The 18077-nt window shown below is 57.2% G+C and carries 19 protein-coding genes; 15 read left to right on the forward strand and 4 right to left on the reverse strand.

Translation table 11 applies throughout. The annotated features are described in order from the left end of the window. Positions 1–60: 60 nt before the first annotated feature. Entirely contained in the window at positions 61–1794 is a 1734-nt protein-coding gene (locus tag M0974_RS13680; protein ID WP_297837333.1) for a C13 family peptidase, read from the reverse strand. A 150-nt stretch (positions 1795–1944) separates the two neighbouring features. Further along, positions 1945–2400: a MaoC family dehydratase gene (locus tag M0974_RS13685; RefSeq protein ID WP_297837336.1), complete on the reverse strand. Its 456-nt coding sequence runs from the start codon at positions 2398–2400 to the stop codon at positions 1945–1947. A 216-nt stretch (positions 2401–2616) separates the two neighbouring features. Here M0974_RS13685 and M0974_RS13690 point away from each other — a divergent pair, with 216 nt between their 5' ends. Genes M0974_RS13690 through M0974_RS13700 form a run of 3 tightly spaced genes read left to right on the forward strand, consistent with a single transcriptional unit; the run spans position 2617 to position 4296 of the window. Further along, positions 2617–2982, forward strand: coding sequence for a CidA/LrgA family protein (locus M0974_RS13690; RefSeq protein ID WP_297837339.1), 366 nt, complete (start codon positions 2617–2619; stop codon positions 2980–2982). Beyond that, positions 2979–3695 carry an LrgB family protein gene (locus M0974_RS13695; RefSeq protein ID WP_297837343.1) on the forward strand — a complete coding sequence of 239 codons (717 nt, stop codon included), beginning with the start codon at positions 2979–2981 and terminating at the stop codon, positions 3693–3695. Before M0974_RS13690 ends, M0974_RS13695 begins: the two co-directional genes overlap by 4 nt. A gap of 10 nt (positions 3696–3705) precedes the next feature. Beyond that, the gene (locus M0974_RS13700; RefSeq protein WP_297837346.1) at positions 3706–4296 is read left to right on the forward strand and encodes an LON peptidase substrate-binding domain-containing protein; all 591 of its coding nucleotides are present in this window, start codon (positions 3706–3708) and stop codon (positions 4294–4296) included. Positions 4297–4311: 15 nt separating this feature from the next. Here M0974_RS13700 and M0974_RS13705 read toward each other — a convergent pair whose 3' ends face one another. Beyond that, complete coding sequence (locus tag M0974_RS13705) at positions 4312–5628, reverse strand: bifunctional DedA family/phosphatase PAP2 family protein (protein WP_297837349.1); 1317 nt, start codon at positions 5626–5628, stop codon at positions 4312–4314. Positions 5629–5631: 3 nt separating this feature from the next. Next, entirely contained in the window at positions 5632–6327 is a 696-nt protein-coding gene (locus M0974_RS13710; protein WP_297837486.1) for a DNA-3-methyladenine glycosylase, read from the reverse strand. A 311-nt stretch (positions 6328–6638) separates the two neighbouring features. On the opposite strand from M0974_RS13710, the gene M0974_RS13715 reads away from it, so the two are divergent. The 12 genes from M0974_RS13715 to lipA all read left to right on the forward strand — a co-directional run bounded on the left by M0974_RS13715 (position 6639) and on the right by lipA (position 18000). Then, positions 6639–7913 (forward strand): glutamate-5-semialdehyde dehydrogenase, encoded by a 1275-nt coding sequence (locus M0974_RS13715; RefSeq protein WP_297837352.1) that lies wholly within the window; start codon positions 6639–6641, stop codon positions 7911–7913. A gap of 58 nt (positions 7914–7971) precedes the next feature. Further along, complete coding sequence (gene nadD / locus M0974_RS13720) at positions 7972–8631, forward strand: nicotinate-nucleotide adenylyltransferase (RefSeq protein WP_297837488.1); 660 nt, start codon at positions 7972–7974, stop codon at positions 8629–8631. Between the two features lie 74 nt (positions 8632–8705). Next, complete coding sequence (rsfS, locus tag M0974_RS13725) at positions 8706–9116, forward strand: ribosome silencing factor (protein WP_297837490.1); 411 nt, start codon at positions 8706–8708, stop codon at positions 9114–9116. A 9-nt stretch (positions 9117–9125) separates the two neighbouring features. Beyond that, a complete protein-coding gene (rlmH, locus tag M0974_RS13730; protein WP_002555336.1) occupies positions 9126–9593 on the forward strand; it encodes a 23S rRNA (pseudouridine(1915)-N(3))-methyltransferase RlmH in 468 nt (155 codons plus the stop codon). Between the two features lie 14 nt (positions 9594–9607). Next, positions 9608–11503: a penicillin-binding protein 2 gene (mrdA, locus tag M0974_RS13735; RefSeq protein ID WP_297837433.1), complete on the forward strand. Its 1896-nt coding sequence runs from the start codon at positions 9608–9610 to the stop codon at positions 11501–11503. Between the two features lie 31 nt (positions 11504–11534). Beyond that, on the forward strand, positions 11535–12638 hold the full coding sequence (gene rodA / locus M0974_RS13740) for a rod shape-determining protein RodA (protein ID WP_297837493.1): 1104 nt from the start codon (positions 11535–11537) through the stop codon (positions 12636–12638). Between the two features lie 17 nt (positions 12639–12655). After that, the gene (gene mltB / locus M0974_RS13745; RefSeq protein WP_297837438.1) at positions 12656–13666 is read left to right on the forward strand and encodes a lytic murein transglycosylase B; all 1011 of its coding nucleotides are present in this window, start codon (positions 12656–12658) and stop codon (positions 13664–13666) included. Next, positions 13666–14679 carry a septal ring lytic transglycosylase RlpA family protein gene (locus M0974_RS13750; protein WP_297837442.1) on the forward strand — a complete coding sequence of 338 codons (1014 nt, stop codon included), beginning with the start codon at positions 13666–13668 and terminating at the stop codon, positions 14677–14679. Before mltB ends, M0974_RS13750 begins: the two co-directional genes overlap by 1 nt. Before the next feature lie 117 nt (positions 14680–14796). Beyond that, on the forward strand, positions 14797–15957 hold the full coding sequence (locus tag M0974_RS13755; RefSeq protein ID WP_297837445.1) for a D-alanyl-D-alanine carboxypeptidase family protein: 1161 nt from the start codon (positions 14797–14799) through the stop codon (positions 15955–15957). Between the two features lie 80 nt (positions 15958–16037). Further along, positions 16038–16319, forward strand: coding sequence for a DUF493 domain-containing protein (locus tag M0974_RS13760; protein ID WP_297837448.1), 282 nt, complete (start codon positions 16038–16040; stop codon positions 16317–16319). Beyond that, a complete protein-coding gene (gene lipB, locus M0974_RS13765) occupies positions 16319–16966 on the forward strand; it encodes a lipoyl(octanoyl) transferase LipB (protein ID WP_297837451.1) in 648 nt (215 codons plus the stop codon). Before M0974_RS13760 ends, lipB begins: the two co-directional genes overlap by 1 nt. 2 nt (positions 16967–16968) lie before the next feature. Beyond that, the gene (gene lipA, locus M0974_RS13770) at positions 16969–18000 is read left to right on the forward strand and encodes a lipoyl synthase (RefSeq protein WP_297837453.1); all 1032 of its coding nucleotides are present in this window, start codon (positions 16969–16971) and stop codon (positions 17998–18000) included. Positions 18001–18077: the final 77 nt, after the last annotated feature.

An 18077-nucleotide genomic window follows, 5' to 3' on the forward strand; every position in this document is an offset into this window, starting at 1 on the left:
GCCTAACAGGATGGTTTGAGGCGTCAAGTACATAGTGTTTCTCCCTTGATACGGTGCAGTTTAGTGGCTGCCCGCACTCTTTGCTTCCTTGCTGGCTAAAGAGGCAGAAAGAGCCCTTTGCGCCTGACTTCTGCGAAATTGCTGCCAGTGCGCGAGCACGGCTTTTGGGGCCCAGATTTGTGGTTCTGAAGCTTCGAAATTATCGCTGGCCTCACGAGCGGCGACGTACACTTTGGCCTGATTGAACGCTTGTTGCAGGTCATCTGTTTCGACCAGTGCTTTGGCGAAGAGTGCTTCGCCAAAGTACGTAAAGTCTGCTTCCTCCGAACACCCAAACGACACCCGATCCGAGCGAGAGGCAGTGATGACCAGCGTTCTGTCATCTTTGATCGCGGGAATAAAGCCGCCGGAATAGCATGCGGAGATCACCACGATCTTGTCGCGATTCTTCAGCGGCGCCAACACTGCCCCCAATTCGTCGGCAGGCAGGTCAGCCAACTCCAAGCGCGGCTGATCGAGCACCAACTCATGGTCATGGGTGCCGTGGCTGGTCAGGTAGATGAACACCAAATCTTCCGGTCCACTGCGCTGTGCAATGGTCTGCACGGCGCGACTGATGCTTTCGCGGGTCGCCAGCGGTCGATCACCCATATGGTCCCGGTGGTTGACTAGGCTGATTTGCCCATAGGCACCGAAGCGCGTGAACAGCATGTTATTGACGTAATCGGCTTCGCGCATGAACACGCTTTGCTTGCCATCACCGCCTACCACCAGACTGTAAAGCTCCATGGCCGGCGTCGATGCTGGTATGGCGGCCAACGCTTTTTCCAGCAATGCGCCTTGAGCGAGCAAGCCGATTTCTAGCGAGTCCGGTAACAACTTGCCCTGAGCGTCACGCACTCGCTGACCGTTGCTCCACAGGCCGCTTTGCACGACGCCGTCCGGTAGCGTCAGGACGCCTCGGCCATCGTAGGTGTCGGAAACGAACCCGCCGACGTAGACGCTGCCATCGGCCAAACGCAAACGGCCTTCGCCGGCGAAGTGCCAGTTATTGAATTGACCGTCATAGCGGCTGCCATCGGCCCCAATCAACTGCCCTTGGCCGTTGAGTGCGCCGTCTTTGAATTGCCCGATCCACACATCGCCGTCGCTATTTTCGTAGCGGCCTCTGCCCTGCAATTGGTTGTCGTGGAAACCGCCCACGTACTGGTCGCCCTCGGCACTATTGAAACTGCCGTTGCCTTCCAGTTGACCGTTGACGAATTTGCCCGCGAATTGATTGCCGGTGGCATCGCTACGCTGACCTTCGCCGTTGGGCTTGCCATGTGCGAACAGGCCTTGGTATTGGCTGCCGTCATCCAGTTCGAGATGGCCAAGGCCGTCATACTGGTCGGCTTTGAACTCGCCGCGATAGGTCACGCCGGGTTCTTTGAGTGTGCCTTCGCCGTCGCGACGCCCCAACTTGAAGCCGCCGACGTAACTGCCGGCGCTGGTGGTCAGCGTCCCGAACCCGTGAAACAAGCCGTTTTGAAATTGCCCACGGTAGACCTCGCCATTGCTGGCGTGCCATTCGCCATCGCCATGCCACTGACCATTTTGAAACTGACCGACGTACCAACTGCCGTTGGGATAGTCCACCCGGCCTTGGCCCTGCAGCAGGCCGTTGACCACATCGCCCCGATAACGGCCGCCATCGGGCAGGCGTGCGTCGGGCGGCGATAACGGTTCGCCGTCACCGCAAGCAGCGAGTAACAGAATAAGTGCCAGTGGGGCGAATGGAGCGAACGCGCGCATGGTTGATCTCGAAAATAGGATTCCAGGCGTGTGAATACGGTCTTTGAAACGGTCTCGCTCACACAGCCACGGGGAGTATGCCGCAGCTATGTGGTTGCTTTATAGAGGCAACGAAACAGCACGTGAGCACTGTTTCGCGTTTTTAGCGACTTATACGAAGCATAGCGACAGCGGTTCGGCGACGTAGGCGGGTTTTTCCTGACCTTCAATTTCCAATGTAGCAATTGCTTTGATCAACCATTGGCCAGGCTTCTTTTCAGTCACTTCAGCAATGGAAACGTTCAATCGAACCCTAGAATTGACCTTGACCGGCTGAATAAAGCGCACGCTGTCCAGGCCATAATTAACGACCATTTTCAGGCCTTCGGGCACTATAAACAGGTCTTCCATCAGTTTCGGAATCAGCGACAACGACAAGAAGCCATGGGCGATGGTGCTGCCAAATGGTGTTTTAGCGGCTTTCTCCGGGTCGACATGGATGAATTGAAAATCCCCTGTTGCCTCCGCAAACAGATTGATGCGGTCTTGATCGATGGTGAGCCACTCTGAACATCCCAGCGCCTTGCCGGCATAGTTTTTGAGTTCTGCAACGGGAACAATCGGCATGGTTCTCTCCCTTTTTTTTATGAAAATATATTGAGGTTGTTAGTGGGGCCTGCAATTTGCATCGTGTTGAGGGCGTCTTAATGTCCATTGCGCCAAGACCTAAGATCAGCACGGGTCTCGACGGTGGTCAAGGATCTATGTGGTTGGCGAATGCCGATTGATCAGCCATTACCGTGGCATGCCTATAATGGCGCCGCATATCTGCTGGAGTTTTTTATGTTGCTCAGAGGCCTGACATGGCTGGTGGTGTTTCAACTGGTCGGCACTTGGCTTAATCACCTGTTTTTGCCGATTCTGCCCGGGCCGATTATTGGGTTGGTCTTGCTGATGATTTTTCTCATGATGCGTGGTCAAGTCGATGAGCCACTGAGTCTTGCCGCCAGTAGTTTGCTGCGTTATTTGCCGTTGTTGCTGGTGCCGCCAGCGGTAGGGGTAATGGTCTACGCCGCGGATATCGCCAAAGATTTTTGGGCAATCATTGGGGCTCTGGTGCTGTCATTGTTGCTGTCCATTGCCTTCGCCGGTTGGCTGATGCAGAAACTCATTCAGCGCCAGTCGCGACGCCAGCAGGAGCCTTCATGAGTCTGGACTGGAGCGGCGCCTTGGATTCGGTCATCCATCATCCGTTGTTTGGCATCGCCATTACCTTGGGTGTCTACCAACTCATGTTGGTGGTGTATGAAAAAACCCGTTGGATATTCTTGCAGCCAGTATTGATGTCGATGTTGTTGGTGATCTGCATACTGCTCAGTTGTGGCATTAACTACGTCGAGTACCGTAAAAGCACCGAGATTCTCAGCATTCTGTTGGGGCCCGCTACGGTGGCGCTGGCGGTGCCGCTGTATCTGAATCTGCGGCGCATCAAGCAATTATTTTGGCCGACCTTTACTACGCTGATTATGGGTGGCGTGGTGGCGACGTCGCTGGGCGTGACACTGGGCTGGCTGTTTGGCGCAGAGCACATGATCCTGATGACTATGTTGCCGAAATCGGTTACGTCACCTATTGCGATGCTGGTGGCTGAGCAGATAGGCGGTGTCGCGGCGCTCGCAGCCGTGTTCGTGTTGATAACAGGCGTCATTGGTGCGATTTTTGGCCCCGGCCTGCTGTCTATCCTCGGTGTGAATAATCACGCGGCGCGTGGTATGGCGTTGGGATTGACTGCTCACGCCGTTGGCACGTCGGTAGCGCTGCAGGAAAGCGAGGAGTGCGGGGCATTTGCCGCACTGGCCATGAGTTTGATGGGCGTTGCCACGGCAGTATTCCTGCCATTGGCCGTGTCGTTATTCGTTTGAGGAAGGTTTTATGATGCTGCCGTTATTTCCCCTGAATGCCGTGCTGTTCCCCGGTTGCACGCTGGACTTGCAACTGTTCGAAGCGCGTTATCTAGACATGATCGGTCGCTGCATGAAGAAGGGCGAAGGCTTTGGGGTTGTGTGCATTCTTGATGGTGACGAAGTGGCGCAAGCCCCCGATGGCTATGCGCTGGTGGGGTGTGAGGCGCTGGTGCGCGATTTTCAGCAGCAGGAAAACGGCTTGTTGGGTATCCGCGTCGAAGGTGGACGCCGCTTTCGGGTTACCAGCGTCGAGGTGCAGCGTGATCAGCTGATTCTGGCAGAAGTGGAATGGCTGGGTGAGCTGCAAGAGCAGCCATTGCAGGAGCAGGATGCGGACTTGGTGGCATTGCTGGCTGCCCTGGCCGAACACCCGATGGTCGCTGCGCTGAACATGGGTGTCACCGCCAGCGGGCAGCAATCGTTGGCGAATCAGTTGGCCTATCTGTTGCCATTCACCGAAGAAGATAAGGTCGAGTTGTTAGAACTCAGCGACGCCCAGCAACGACTGAACGCGATTCAGGACTTACTCGATGAAATGCAGGGCGATCTGCAGGTTTAGTTCGCCCGCGTGTCATCAATACTGGTAGCGCGAAATGGCGTTGGCCAATGCGTGTAGCGCGAAGAAACCATACAAGGCGACCAGCGAAGGCAGAATGATCCACCACACTTTGGTCGGCATCGCCTGCAACGGTTCCTTGTGCTGAATCACTGTAAGGCTGGCCGCGCACAGACAAAACGCGAGCATGGCGCCCGCCAATACGTCTGTCGGCCAATGCACTCCCAGATAAACCCGCGACATCGCGATCAGCAGCGCCGGAATGCTGCCCACCAATAACCACGTCAGGCGAAAACTCAGCGGTTGGCCACGCCCGGCCAATATCGCCAGCGTCATGAATATCGCGAACGACCCTGAGCTATGGCCGCTGGGCATGCTGTAGCTGGTGATTGGGTCCAGCAGCACTTCTGGGCGAGCACGCGCGTCGGTCCATTTGATGAGGGTGTTGAACAGCGCAGAACCGAGGATCGCGCCCACTGCAAAGGCTGCCTGTCGCCATTGACGAAGGGCTAGCAGCAGGCCGATCAGCAAGGTGGCTATGGCCACTTGTGTGCGAAATTCCCCCAGCAGGGTGACCATCACCGCGAGCGGATCGGCGGCAGCGCTGCGATGCTCCTGCACCAGCGTCATCAGCCCTTGATCAAAGTGCGCCAGGTACGGCCAGCCGATAAGGAGGCCCAGCAGCATAATCAGGCTTGACCCGGCAATCAGGTGCGTGGCGTAGCGCTTGCCGCCGACACTGCTGTGAATGCTCAGGCCCAATAGAATGGCGAGCCCGGCACCGACGATTCCAGCCTGTGGCCAGAAACCCTCTGGCAGCGGCAGACGGATCGCCGCGCCCGTTGCCCAGCCTGGCAGCAGGTAAACGATGGACCAACCGGCAGCGGCGAGCAGGCTGACGGCGGCAAAGCGCATAAACGGCATGTCGAACATGCCCGCGACCATGGGCAACATGGGTCGCAGCGGGCCGATAAAACGTCCAACTAACAGGCTGGCGATGCCGTAGCGCTGGAAATACAGCTCGGCATGGCCAATCCATTCCGGGTGATTGCGCAGCCCCGGCAAGCGACGGATATTCTGGTGGAAGCGTCTGCCGAGAAAATACGAAACGAGATCGCCGAGTAATCCGCCTGCAAATCCCAATAGCAGTGTTTGGCCCAGCGACAGCGCACCGCTGCCCGCCAAAACCGCTACGGCGAACATGATCACGGTACCCGGAACGATGAGCCCCAGGATCGCCAGGCATTCAAAGCATGCTACCAAGAAGATCGCAACGCCCAGCCACGATGGATTGGCCGTAAGCCATCCGGTAATGCCGTCGAGCCATGGGCCCATGTTTTAGCTTCCTTGTTCGAGTAAGAAATAGTCCCGGCCTTCCAGCTGGCCACGTCGCAATGGGTTACGCGTGCAGAAACGGGCGTAAGAGGCGTCGACAAAACGATACATAAGGTGCTCGTCCCGGCCTGCGGGAATGCCTAGGCGGGTGGTTTGAATAATTTGTCTGGGTGCAGGTCCGACATCGTCAACGAACAGTTGTTCTGAATCAAAACGCTTGGCGTCCCACATCGGCACTTTCAAGCCCAGCGCTTTGCACAGCAAGGTTTGGCCCGCGCACAAGCGCTCGGGCGTGCGTAATGCGCCTTTGGCGTTGGGATTGTTAATGAGCATCTGCGCCAGACTGTTGCCGTCGGACAGTATATCGACCCACGGATATGCAGACTTGATCAGCACCGCATTGCCCGGCCCGCCTGCGCTGAAGTTCAGCGAGTCGCCGCCGCGGGCGTAATACATATAGATGTGGCCGCCATCGAGAAACAACGCCCTACGCTTTTCGGTATAGCCCAAGGACGAGTGGCTACCTTTTTCTGCTGCGTAATACGCTTCCGTTTCGATGATTCTTGCCGACAACCATAACGAATCTGTCCCGTTTCCCACCCGATGGCGGATCACCTTGCCCAATAGATCCCGAGCGAGCAGTTGCGCATCACGATTGAAAAATGAGTCAGGAAGGAGGTTGGGCGAATAGTCGTGCATCAGCATAGTGGTGAGCGGGCGGCGTATGGGCTGCAGATAATAGCAATAAATGTCTTAATCGAAGCTGAACGAGCGGGCTCCCCCTGTGGGACCGAATTCATTCGGGAATAGATTTAACTCCCGGCATGGTTGCGTCTGACACGACGCCTTCCCGAATCAATTCGGTCCCACAGGGGGTGGCAGGGCTTTGGAATTGAGGTTTTCACCCTTATTCAACAGGTGTTATCGACCATCCGCCTGCCACCGCTGTCGTTACGCGGGCCCGACAGCTATAATCGGCCGCTTTCCTCTACGCCAAGACCTCTGAGACCATGACTGAGTCCGTTCTTGACTACATGACCCGCTTGGGTCGCGCTGCCCGCGAAGCTTCCCGCGTGATCGGCCGTGCCAGCACCGCGCAGAAAAACCGCGCCCTGCATGCGACCGCTGCTGCATTGGATGACGCCCGTGCAGAGCTTGCTGCCGCCAATGAACTGGACCTGGCGTCCGGCCGGACCAACGGCCTGTCGCCTGCCATGCTCGAGCGTTTGGCCCTGACCCCGGCACGTATCGACAGCATGATCGTCGGTCTGCGTCAGGTGACCAATCTGCCTGACCCCATCGGGTCGATTCGCGACATGAGCTTTCGGCCGTCGGGTATTCAAGTGGGCAAGATGCGTGTGCCGTTGGGTGTGGTGGGGATTATTTACGAGTCCCGCCCCAACGTGACCATTGACGCTGCAAGCCTGTGCCTCAAGTCCGGCAACGCTACGATATTGCGCGGCGGCTCAGAAGCCATTCATTCCAACCGAGCCATTGCCGCCTGCATTCAGCGCGGTTTGGCTGCTGCCGATCTACCCGCAGCAGTGGTTCAGGTTGTCGAAGTGACCGACCGTGCAGCGGTTTCAGCATTGATCACCATGCCCGAGTACGTTGACGTTATCGTCCCGCGTGGGGGCAAAGGCCTGATCGAGCGCGTCAGCCGGGAAGCTCGAGTGCCGGTCATCAAGCACCTCGACGGTATTTGCCACATCTATGTCAGTGCCCATGCCGATCTGACCAACGCGCAAAGTATTTGCTTCAACGCCAAAACCTACCGTTATGGCATTTGTGGCGCGATGGAAACCCTGCTGGTAGACGCCGCCGTCGCGGCCGAGTTTCTACCGCCGATGGCTGCAAAATTGCGTGAGAAGGGCGTTGAGTTGCGCGGCTGCGAACGTACCCGTGCGCTGATCGACGCAATTGCGGCGACTGAAGAAGACTGGCACACCGAATACCTAGCGCCGATTTTGTCGATTCTGGTGGTGGAGGGTCTGGATCAGGCCATCGAACACATCAACCATTATGGGTCGCATCATACCGACGCCATCGTCACTGAAAATCAGAGCCAGGCCCGGCGTTTCCTGGCTGAAGTCGACTCAAGTTCGGTGATGGTCAACGCCCCCACCAGCTTCGCCGACGGCTTTGAATACGGATTGGGTGCCGAGATTGGCATTTCTACTGATAAGCTGCACGCCCGCGGCCCGGTCGGCCTTGAAGGTCTGACCTGCGAAAAGTACATCGTGATCGGCGACGGTCACCAGTTACGTGGCCAAGGACCAGCCTGACTTGGCCGAGACTGAAATGTCCGCTGCGGCGAAACATGCTCCTGCCGCTTTGCCAGTCATGCCGCGACGCATTGGCGTGCTGGGTGGCACTTTCGATCCAGTGCACATTGGCCATTTGCGCGGTGCACTGGAAGTCGCCGAGCTGCTTGAACTCGATGAGTTACGCCTGACACCCAGTGCCAGGCCGCCTCATCGTGATGCGCCGAGCGTGAGCGCGCAGGACCGTCTGGCGATGGTCCAATGCGCGGTTGCCGGCGTATCACCTTTGACGGTGGATGACCGTGAATTAAAGCGGGACAAACCGTCGTACACCATCGACACCCTGGAACTGATGCGGGCCGAGTTGGCCGCAGATGACCAGTTATTCCTGTTATTGGGTTGGGACGCCTTTTGCGGCCTGCCGACCTGGCATCGTTGGGAAGAACTGCTGGAGCACTGCCATATCGTGGTGCTGCAACGCCCGGACGCCGACAGCGAATCACCTGACGCCATGCGAAACCTGCTGGCGGGGCGCGCGGTCAGCAATCCGAAAGCCCTTAAAGGGCCGGGCGGACACATTACATTCGTCTGGCAGACGCCGTTATCGGTGTCTGCCACCCAGATCCGCCAACTGCTGGCCAGCGGGAAGTCGGTACGTTTTCTGGTGCCAGACGCGGTACTGGCCTATATCGACGCGCACGGGCTGTACCATGCGCCGAACACTGAGGGGAGCCCCTGAAACTGCTGTGTTCAACATGCGTTTCGGTGACCCACACATACGAGCTGAATGAGTTTTATATGACAAAGCACACTATGACAAATCACAAGCTGAGTAGCGAAGAAGTAATCAAGATAGCGACGGCTGCCCTGGAAGACGTTAAGGGTACTGACATCCTCGCCATTGATGTTCGCGACAAAACCAGCATTGCCGATTACATGCTGATCGCCACCGGTACCTCGAACCGCCAACTGAACGCACTGGTCGACAGCGTGCGCGACAAGTGCAAGGCAGCCGGCGTCAAATCGTTGAGCGAAGAAGGCAAGGGCGACAGCGACTGGGTGCTGTTGGATCTCGGTGATGTGATCGTTCACGTTATGACCGCCGCCGCTCGTCAGTTCTATGACCTGGAGCGTCTGTGGCACGGTGCTGAGCAAAGCCGCGCGCTGCACTCCACCCATGAAGGCAATCCGTTCGACCCGACGACTTTCCTCGACAAAGAATAAGGGATCATCGTGCGTCTGCGTTTGATCGCTGTCGGTTCGCGCATGCCCAAGTGGGTGGAAGAAGGTTGGCATGAATATGCCAAGCGGATGCCCTCTGAGCTTGCGCTTGAACTGGTGGAAATTCCGCTCAATACCCGTGGCAAGAACGCTGATGTGGCGCGCTTTATTCGTCAGGAAGGCGAAGCCATGTTGGCGAAAGTGCAGCCGGGCGAGCGGATCGTCACGCTTGAAGTGCATGGCAAACCGTGGAGTACCGAACAGTTGGCGGTCGAACTCGATCGCTGGCGTCTGGATGCTCGCACCGTGAATTTGATGGTCGGCGGTCCTGAGGGGCTGGCGCCGGAAGTCTGTGCGCGTAGCGAACAACGCTGGTCGTTGTCACCGTTGACGTTGCCTCACCCGCTGGTGCGTATCCTTATTGGTGAGCAGATGTACCGCGCCTGGACAGTTCTGTCCGGGCACCCTTATCACAAATAGCCTGCGCGCCTTAAATGTCTCAGCCGATCCGCCTAAAAGACCACGAGAAAGACGCACGCATGGTGCGCGGACGGGTCGTGGTCGGTGCTGTGGTTGTGGTGGTGCTGATTTGCGTATTGATTGCTCGGTTGTATTTCCTGCAAGTCATTCAATATGACCTGCACTCGACATTGTCGGAAAACAACCGGGTACACGTTCAGCCGATTCCGCCGAACCGAGGCTTGATCTTCGACCGCAACGGCGTGGTGGTTGCTGACAACCGCCCCAGCTTCAGTTTGAGTATGACCCGCGAGCGTTCAGGCGACTCGGCGAAAGTGCTTGATGCCATCGTGGAAATCCTTGCGCTGACGCCGGACGACCGATTGCTCTTTGAAAAACGCATGAAGCAAGGGCGTCGACCTTTTGAGTCAGTGCCAATTTTGTTCGAGCTGACTGAAGAGCAAATAGCCCGTATTGCGGTCAACCAATTCCGCTTGCCTGGGGTTGAGGTGGTTGCGCAGTTGGTCCGTCATTATCCCCAAGGCGAGCATTTCGCCCATTCCGTGGGGTACATGGGTCGGATCAACGAGAAAGAGCAAAAGGTGCTGGACCCGGTCAACTACAGCGGAACCCACCATATTGGCAAAACCGGGATCGAGCGCTTCTACGAGGCTGACCTTCACGGCGAAGTGGGCTACGAAGAAGTCGAAACCAACGCCCGTGGTCGTGTCATGCGTGTGCTTAACCGGACCAATCCAGTGCCGGGCAAAGACATTGTCCTGAGTCTCGATATTCAGCTGCAACAAGCCGCCGAGGCTGCATTGGGAGGGCGTCGTGGGGCGGTGGTCGCATTGGACCCGGCAACCGGCGAAGTACTGGCGATGGTCAGTCAGCCGAGCTTTGATCCGAATCCGTTCGTTACCGGCATCAGTTTCAAAGCCTACGCAGAGCTTCGGGATTCGGTTGACCGCCCCTTGTTCAACCGTATCTTGCGCGGCTTGTACCCGCCGGGGTCGACGATCAAACCTGCGGTGGCCATTGCTGGCCTGGACAGTGGTGTGGTGACGGCGTCCAGTCGTGTGTTCGATCCGGGCTTCTATCAACTGCCCAATTACGATCACAAGTACCGAAACTGGAACCGCACGGGTGACGGCTGGGTCGACCTCGACACGGCGATCATGCGGTCCAACGACACGTACTTCTACGATTTGGCACACAAAATCGGTATTGATCGGCTTTCGTCGTACTTGAACAAGTTCGGGATCGGGCAAAAAGTTTCACTGGATATGTTCGAAGAGTCGCCGGGCCTGATGCCGTCGCGCGACTGGAAGCGTGCCACTCGACGCCAGGCCTGGTTCCCGGGCGAAACGTTGATCCTCGGCATCGGCCAAGGCTATATGCAGGCGACCCCGTTGCAGCTGGCCCAAGCGACTGCGCTGGTGGCCAACAAGGGCGTGTGGAATCGACCGCACCTGGCGAAAACCGTCGCCGGTAGGGCGCCTGTGGATGAAGACCCGATGCCCAATATCGTCCTGCGAGATGCGTCGGACTGGGCCAAGGTCAATCACGGTATGCAGCAAGTCATGCACGGCGCACGCGGTACTGCACGCAAGGCCGCGGTGGGTTCGCAATACCGGATTGCCGGTAAAAGCGGTACGGCGCAAGTGGTTGCGATCAAGCAGGGCGAAAAATATGACCGGACCAAGGTTCAGGAACGCCACCGAGACCACGCCTTGTTCGTAGGTTTCGCCCCGGCGGACAACCCCAAAATAGTGGTAGCAGTGATGGTCGAAAACGGTGAGTCCGGCTCCGGTATCGCGGCGCCCGTTGTCCGCCAGGTAATGGACTCCTGGTTGCTCGGTCCCGACGGTTTGCTCAAGCCTGAGTACGCCAGCAGTTCAAACGCGGAGGCTGCGGCCAGTGAAGAGTAATTTCGACCGTATCCTCTCCAGTGATGATGTGATGCGCCGTCGCGCCACGTTCCTGAATCGTATCCATATCGATGGGCCGCTGTTGATTCTGTTGCTGACCTTGGCGGCCGGTAGTTTGTTTGTGCTGTATTCGGCCAGCGGCAAGAACTGGGACCTGCTGATCAAGCAGGCGACTTCGTTCGGTATCGGGTTGGTGTCGATGGTGGTCATCGCGCAACTCGAGCCACGCTTTATGGCGCGCTGGGTCCCTGTGCTGTATGTGCTGGGGATGTTGCTGTTGGTGGCGGTAGACGTCATGGGCCACAACGCCATGGGCGCGACCCGCTGGATCAATATTCCCGGGGTCATTCGCTTCCAACCCTCGGAATTCATGAAAATCATCATGCCGGCAACCATTGCCTGGTATTTGGCCAAGCGAACCCTGCCGCCGCATCTGAAGCATGTGGCGCTTAGCCTGGGGCTGATTGGTCTTCCGTTTATCCTGATCGTGCGTCAGCCTGACCTGGGCACCTCGTTGCTGATCCTGGCGTCTGGCACCTTCGTGCTGTTCATGGCCGGTCTGCGCTGGCGCTGGATCATCGGTGTGTTTGCTGCCGCGGTGCCGGTGGCTGTCGGTATGTGGTTCTTCTTCATGCACGATTATCAAAAACAACGAATTCTGACCTTCCTTGATCCGGAAAGTGATCCGCTGGGCACGGGCTGGAACATCATTCAGTCCAAGGCGGCGATTGGCTCCGGTGGAGTATTTGGTAAGGGTTGGTTACTGGGCACCCAATCGCATTTGGACTTTTTGCCGGAAAGCCATACCGATTTCATCATTGCGGTATTGGGCGAAGAGTTCGGTCTGGTAGGTATTTGCGCGCTGTTACTGATCTACCTGCTGCTGATTGGTCGGGGGTTGGTGATCACCGCTCAGGCACAGACGCTGTTTGGCAAACTGTTGGCGGGTAGCCTGACGATGACGTTTTTTGTTTATGTTTTCGTCAACATCGGTATGGTCAGTGGCCTGATGCCGGTCGTAGGGGTGCCGTTGCCCTTCATTAGCTACGGAGGAACTTCGTTAGTGACACTGCTGTCAGCGTTTGGGGTTTTGATGTCGATCCATACCCATCGCAAGTGGATCGCACAGGTTTGATTAAGGTGAACAATTCAATGCAAGTAGTGCGTAACTGGGCGGCTCGATATGCTCCGTTGGTCGGCCTGGTGGGCATCCTTGGTTCAGTCTTTGAGGTGAATGCAGGCGATTACGAAGGCTCGCCTCAGGTTGCTGAATTTGTCGGTGAAATGACCCGGGATTATGGTTTTGCGGGCGAGCAATTGATGGCTGTGTTTCGCGACGCTGAGCGTAAGCAGAGCATTCTCGACGCGATATCTCGACCGGCTGAACGGGTAAAACCGTGGAAAGAATACCGCCCGATGTTCATCACTGACGCGCGAATTGCACGGGGTGTGGACTTCTGGCGTCAGCACGAGGCTGTGCTGGCCCGTGCCGAGCGAGAATACGGCGTGCCGGCTCAAGTGATCGTTTCGATCATCGGCGTAGAGACCTTTTTTGGTCGGAACACCGGCAATTACCGCGTGATAGACGCGTTATCGACGCTGAGTTTCGATTATCCGCCGCGCGCCGAGTTCTTTCGCAAAGAGCTGCGAGAGTTCCTTTTGTTGGCGCGTGAAGAACAGGTCGACCCGCTGACGCTCAAGGGCTCTTACGCTGGGGCGATGGGGTTGCCGCAATTTATGCCGAGCAGTTTTCGTGCGTACGCCGTAGATTTCGACGGTGACGGGCACATTAATATCTGGACCAATCCGGACGATGCGATTGGCAGCGTCGCCAGTTATTTCAAGCGCCATGGATGGGTCGCCGGCGAGCCGGTTGTTAGCCTCTCCACGGTGCGTGGTGAGTTGGCAGACAGCGGTTTGAGCCCAGGTATTGAACCAGTAAAGACCGTTGGGGAGTTGCGAGCGTTGGGGTGGTCGAGTCATGATGCGCTGCGCGATGATATGCCGGTGACCGCTTTCCGTCTGGAAGGCGCCAATGGTCCGGAGTATTGGATGGGTTTGAAGAATTTTTACGCAATCACGCGCTACAACCGCAGTGTGATGTACGCAATGGCCGTGCATCAGCTGTCTGAACTGCTGGTCCAAGCACGGGGCGTCAAGTAATGCGGGCAATGCCGATTCGCAAACCACTAAAGTTCATGGCCTTCGCGGTCCTGGCAGTTCTGGTGGCCAGCTGTTCAACCAGTCGATCACCGCAACGCAGTAACGCCGGCGTGAGTTCAGGCCCAGGTCTGGATATTAACCGCGCCCACAAAGACGGCGCGCCATGGTGGGATGTTGACGTCTCGCGCATTCCCGACGCCGTGCCCACTCTGCATTCCGGCCCCTATAAGGCCAACCCGTATACCGTACTGGGCAAAACCTACTTTCCATTGAGCGACTCCAAGCGCTATGTCGCTTCTGGTACGGCTTCCTGGTACGGCACCAAGTTTCACGGGCAAAACACCGCCAATGGCGAAAAGTACGACCTCTACGGCATGAGTGCCGCGCACAAGACACTGCCGTTGCCGAGTTACGTCCGGGTGACCAACCTCGACAACAACCGCAGCGTGATCCTGCGCGTCAATGACCGTGGGCCGTTCTATTCCGATCGCATCATCGATTTGTCTTACGCCGCAGCGAAAAAGCTCGGTTACGCCGAAATCGGTACCGCGCGGGTCAAGGTCGAAGGGATTGATCCGCAGGAGTATTGGGCACAGCGTGGTCGCCCAGCGCCGTTGATGCTGGATGAGCCGCAAGTGGTTGCCCAAGCCGCAGCGCCTGCGTTTACCGCATCCACGGGCACGATCGAACAGTACACACCGCCACCTCAGCAGCACGCTGCAGCAGCGTCGCCGATTCAGATGGATGCAAAAAAAAACGCTTCCGGACCAGCGTCTGGGCTGTATCTCCAGGTGGGCGCCTTCGCCAACCCGGACGCTGCGGAACTCCTGAGGTCGAAACTGAGCGGGATAGTCCAGACGCCAGTCTTCGTCAGCTCGATAGTGCGCAGTCAGCAAACGCTGTATCGGGTCCGGATGGGACCCGTGAACACGCCGGTTGAAGCGCAGCAACTACAAGCCAACGTCCGGTCAGCCAACCTTGGCCAACCGACGGTGGTGGCCTTTGAACAATGATTTAGCCCTGGATATTCAGGTTCGTTACACGGCCGGCTAAACGCAACGTTCGTTTAGCCGGTCAGATCAGCTTTGCCCGTGAGGGCATGTTTGCCCATTAGCAATTTCGAGAGACGGATGAACATCACCACCTTTGCAAAACGCCTGTGCCTGCTTGTCCCCCTGATCATCACCCCTGCCGCCTGGGCGGCAGAACAGATGACGCCCGCCGCGCCGCAGTTGGCCGCCAAAGCCTATGTGCTGATGGATGCTTCCAGCGGTAACATTTTGGTTGAAAACAATGGTGACCAGCGTTTGGCTCCGGCGAGCCTGACCAAACTGATGACGGCCTATATTGCGACCCTGGAAATTCGTCGCGGCCAGATCGGTGAAAACGATCCGGTGACCGTCAGCGAGAATGCCTGGCGCACGGGCGGTTCGCGGATGTTCATCAAAGTGGGCAGCCAGGTCACCGTCAGCGATCTGCTGCACGGCATCATCATTCAGTCGGGTAACGACGCCAGCGTTGCGCTCTCTGAGCACATCGCCGGCAGCGAAGATGCATTCGCCGACATGATGAACAAAACCGCTGGCGACCTGGGCATGGGCAACAGCCACTTCATGAACCCGACTGGTCTGCCAAACCCAGACCACTATTCGTCGGCTCACGACATGGCGTTGCTGGCACGGGCAATCATCACAGTCGATCCGGCTCACTACGCGATCTACTCGCAGAAAGAGTTCTTCTGGAACGGTATCAAGCAGCCTAACCGCAACCTGCTGCTGTGGCGCGACAAGACCGTTGATGGTCTGAAAACGGGCCACACTGAAGAAGCTGGCTACTGCATGGTGTCTTCGGCCGTGCGTGATGGCATGCGTTTGATCGCGGTGGTGTTCGGCACTAACAGCGAACAGGCTCGCGCCGCAGAAACCCAGAAATTGCTGACATACGGTTTCCGCTTCTTCGAAACCCAGACGTTCTACCAAAAAGGCACCGAGTTGGCCCAGGCCCCGGTCTGGAAAGGTTCTGAGCATCAAGTCAAAGCCGGTCTGGCTGAAGACCTGACCATGACGTTGCCTAAAGGCGAATTGAAAAAGCTGACTGCAAGCATGACCATGAACCCACGTCTGGTTGCGCCAATCGCCAAGGGCGACGTGATTGGTAAAGTGGAAGTGAAAAGTGAAGACAAGGTTGTGCGCACTGCAGACCTGATCGCGCTCGACGCAGTGGACCAGGGTGGTATTTTCCGCCGCGTGTGGGATAGCATCCGCCTGTTCTTCTACGGTTTGTTCAACTGATACTGCCGACCGGCGGGTACTGGCTCTGATGCAGAGCTGAGTGCCTGTCGCTCGTAACAACTTACGAGGCCGTTTCTGCCATGGCTGATACTGAAATTGATGTTAAGTCGCACCTGATCGTATTCCCCTGCGTTGACTACCCGATCAAGGTGATCGGTGACACCGGCGTAGGCTTCACTGCATCGGTGATCGAGATTCTGGAGAAGCACGCCACAATCGACCTCGCCACGCTTGCCGAGCGCCAAAGCAGCAACGGCAAATACACCACCGTTCAGCTGCACATCATTGCAACCGGCGAAGATCAATTGCGCGACATCAATAGCGCCTTGCGCGCTACCGGTGTCGTGCACATGGTGCTCTGATGCCCGGTAATCTGGGCTTTCGCGAACTGGGTGAGGTTCCTTACGAGCCGACCTGGCACGCTATGCAGCGGTTTACTGAGGCGCGTGAGCGCGACACGCCTGACGAAGTTTGGCTGGTACAACATCCGCCCATCTTTACTCAGGGGCTGGCTGGTAAAGCCGAGCATTTATTGCTGCCAGGTAATATTCCAGTGGTACAGGTCGATCGTGGTGGTCAAGTGACCTATCATGGCCCCGGTCAGTTGGTTGTTTACCTGATGCTAGACGTGCGGCGCCTTGGTTTTGGTGCGCGCGAGCTGGTTTCCCGGATAGAACGCACCTTGATCGCGCTATTGGCCAGTTACGACGTAACGGCCATGGCGCAGAAGGATGCGCCAGGTGTCTATGTCGACGGAGCGAAAATAGCCTCCTTAGGTTTAAGAATTCGCAACGGCTATTCATTCCACGGCCTGGCGCTGAATGTGGACATGAACCTTGAGCCGTTTCGACGCATTAACCCCTGTGGGTACGCGGGGCTGGCAATGACCCAGCTGTGCGATCATGCAGGCCCGATTGAATTTGCCGAGGTAAGTGCCCGGCTGCGCGTGCAGCTCGTCAAACACCTCGACTATGCTGAGCAGACGACCCTAGCGGGCGGAATCGACTGATTATGACTACTGCGACTGATACTGCGCAAAGCGCTGTGCTAGACCTTATCCCGGCACTGAACATTGGTGAGCATGCGGCCCGGCCCAAAGTAGAAGCCGGCGTCAAGCTACGCGGCGCGGACAAGGTTGCACGCATCCCGGTGAAGATCATTCCTACTGTCGATCTGCCGAAAAAGCCTGACTGGATTCGGGTGCGCATCGCGGTTTCCCCGGAAGTGGATCGGGTCAAAAAACTGCTGCGCAAGCACAAGCTGCACAGTGTGTGTGAAGAGGCGTCCTGCCCGAACCTGGGTGAGTGCTTCTCCGGCGGCACCGCGACTTTCATGATCATGGGTGACATCTGCACCCGTCGTTGCCCGTTCTGTGACGTGGGCCACGGCCGTCCGAAAGCGCTGGACGTCGACGAGCCGAAAAACCTCGCCATTGCCATTGCTGACCTGGGTCTCAAATATGTTGTGATTACCTCGGTTGACCGTGACGACTTGCGCGACGGTGGCGCACAGCACTTTGCTGATTGCATCCGCGAAATTCGCTTGCTGTCGCCAAACGTACAGCTGGAAACCCTGGTCCCCGATTACCGTGGGCGCATGGACATCGCGCTGGAAATTACCGCTGCTGAGCCGCCAGACGTGTTCAACCACAACCTGGAAACGGTGCCGCGTCTGTACAAGGCCGCCCGCCCTGGTTCGGATTTCCAGTGGTCGTTGACGTTGCTGCAGAAGTTCAAGCAGTTGGTGCCTCACGTTCCCACTAAGTCCGGCCTGATGCTGGGTCTGGGCGAGACCGACGAAGAGGTTATCGAAGTCATGCAGCGCATGCGTGAGCACGATATCGACATGCTCACCCTTGGTCAGTACCTGCAGCCCTCACGCAGCCACCTGCCGGTGCAGCGTTTCGTGCACCCGGACGTATTTGCCTGGTTTGCAGAAGAAGGCTACAAGATGGGCTTCAAGAACGTTGCTTCAGGCCCATTGGTACGTTCTTCGTACCACGCCGATGAGCAAGCGAAGACCGCTGTCAAAGCCATGATCTAAGACCTTGGCTTCAATAAAAAAGGGCCGGATAGTGATATCCGGCCCTTTTTTTGTTTATTTTTCGCGGTTACACCATC

Source organism: Pseudomonas sp. (genome assembly GCF_026224925.1).
In the GTDB taxonomy this organism is placed as follows: Bacteria; Pseudomonadota; Gammaproteobacteria; order Pseudomonadales; family Pseudomonadaceae; genus Aquipseudomonas.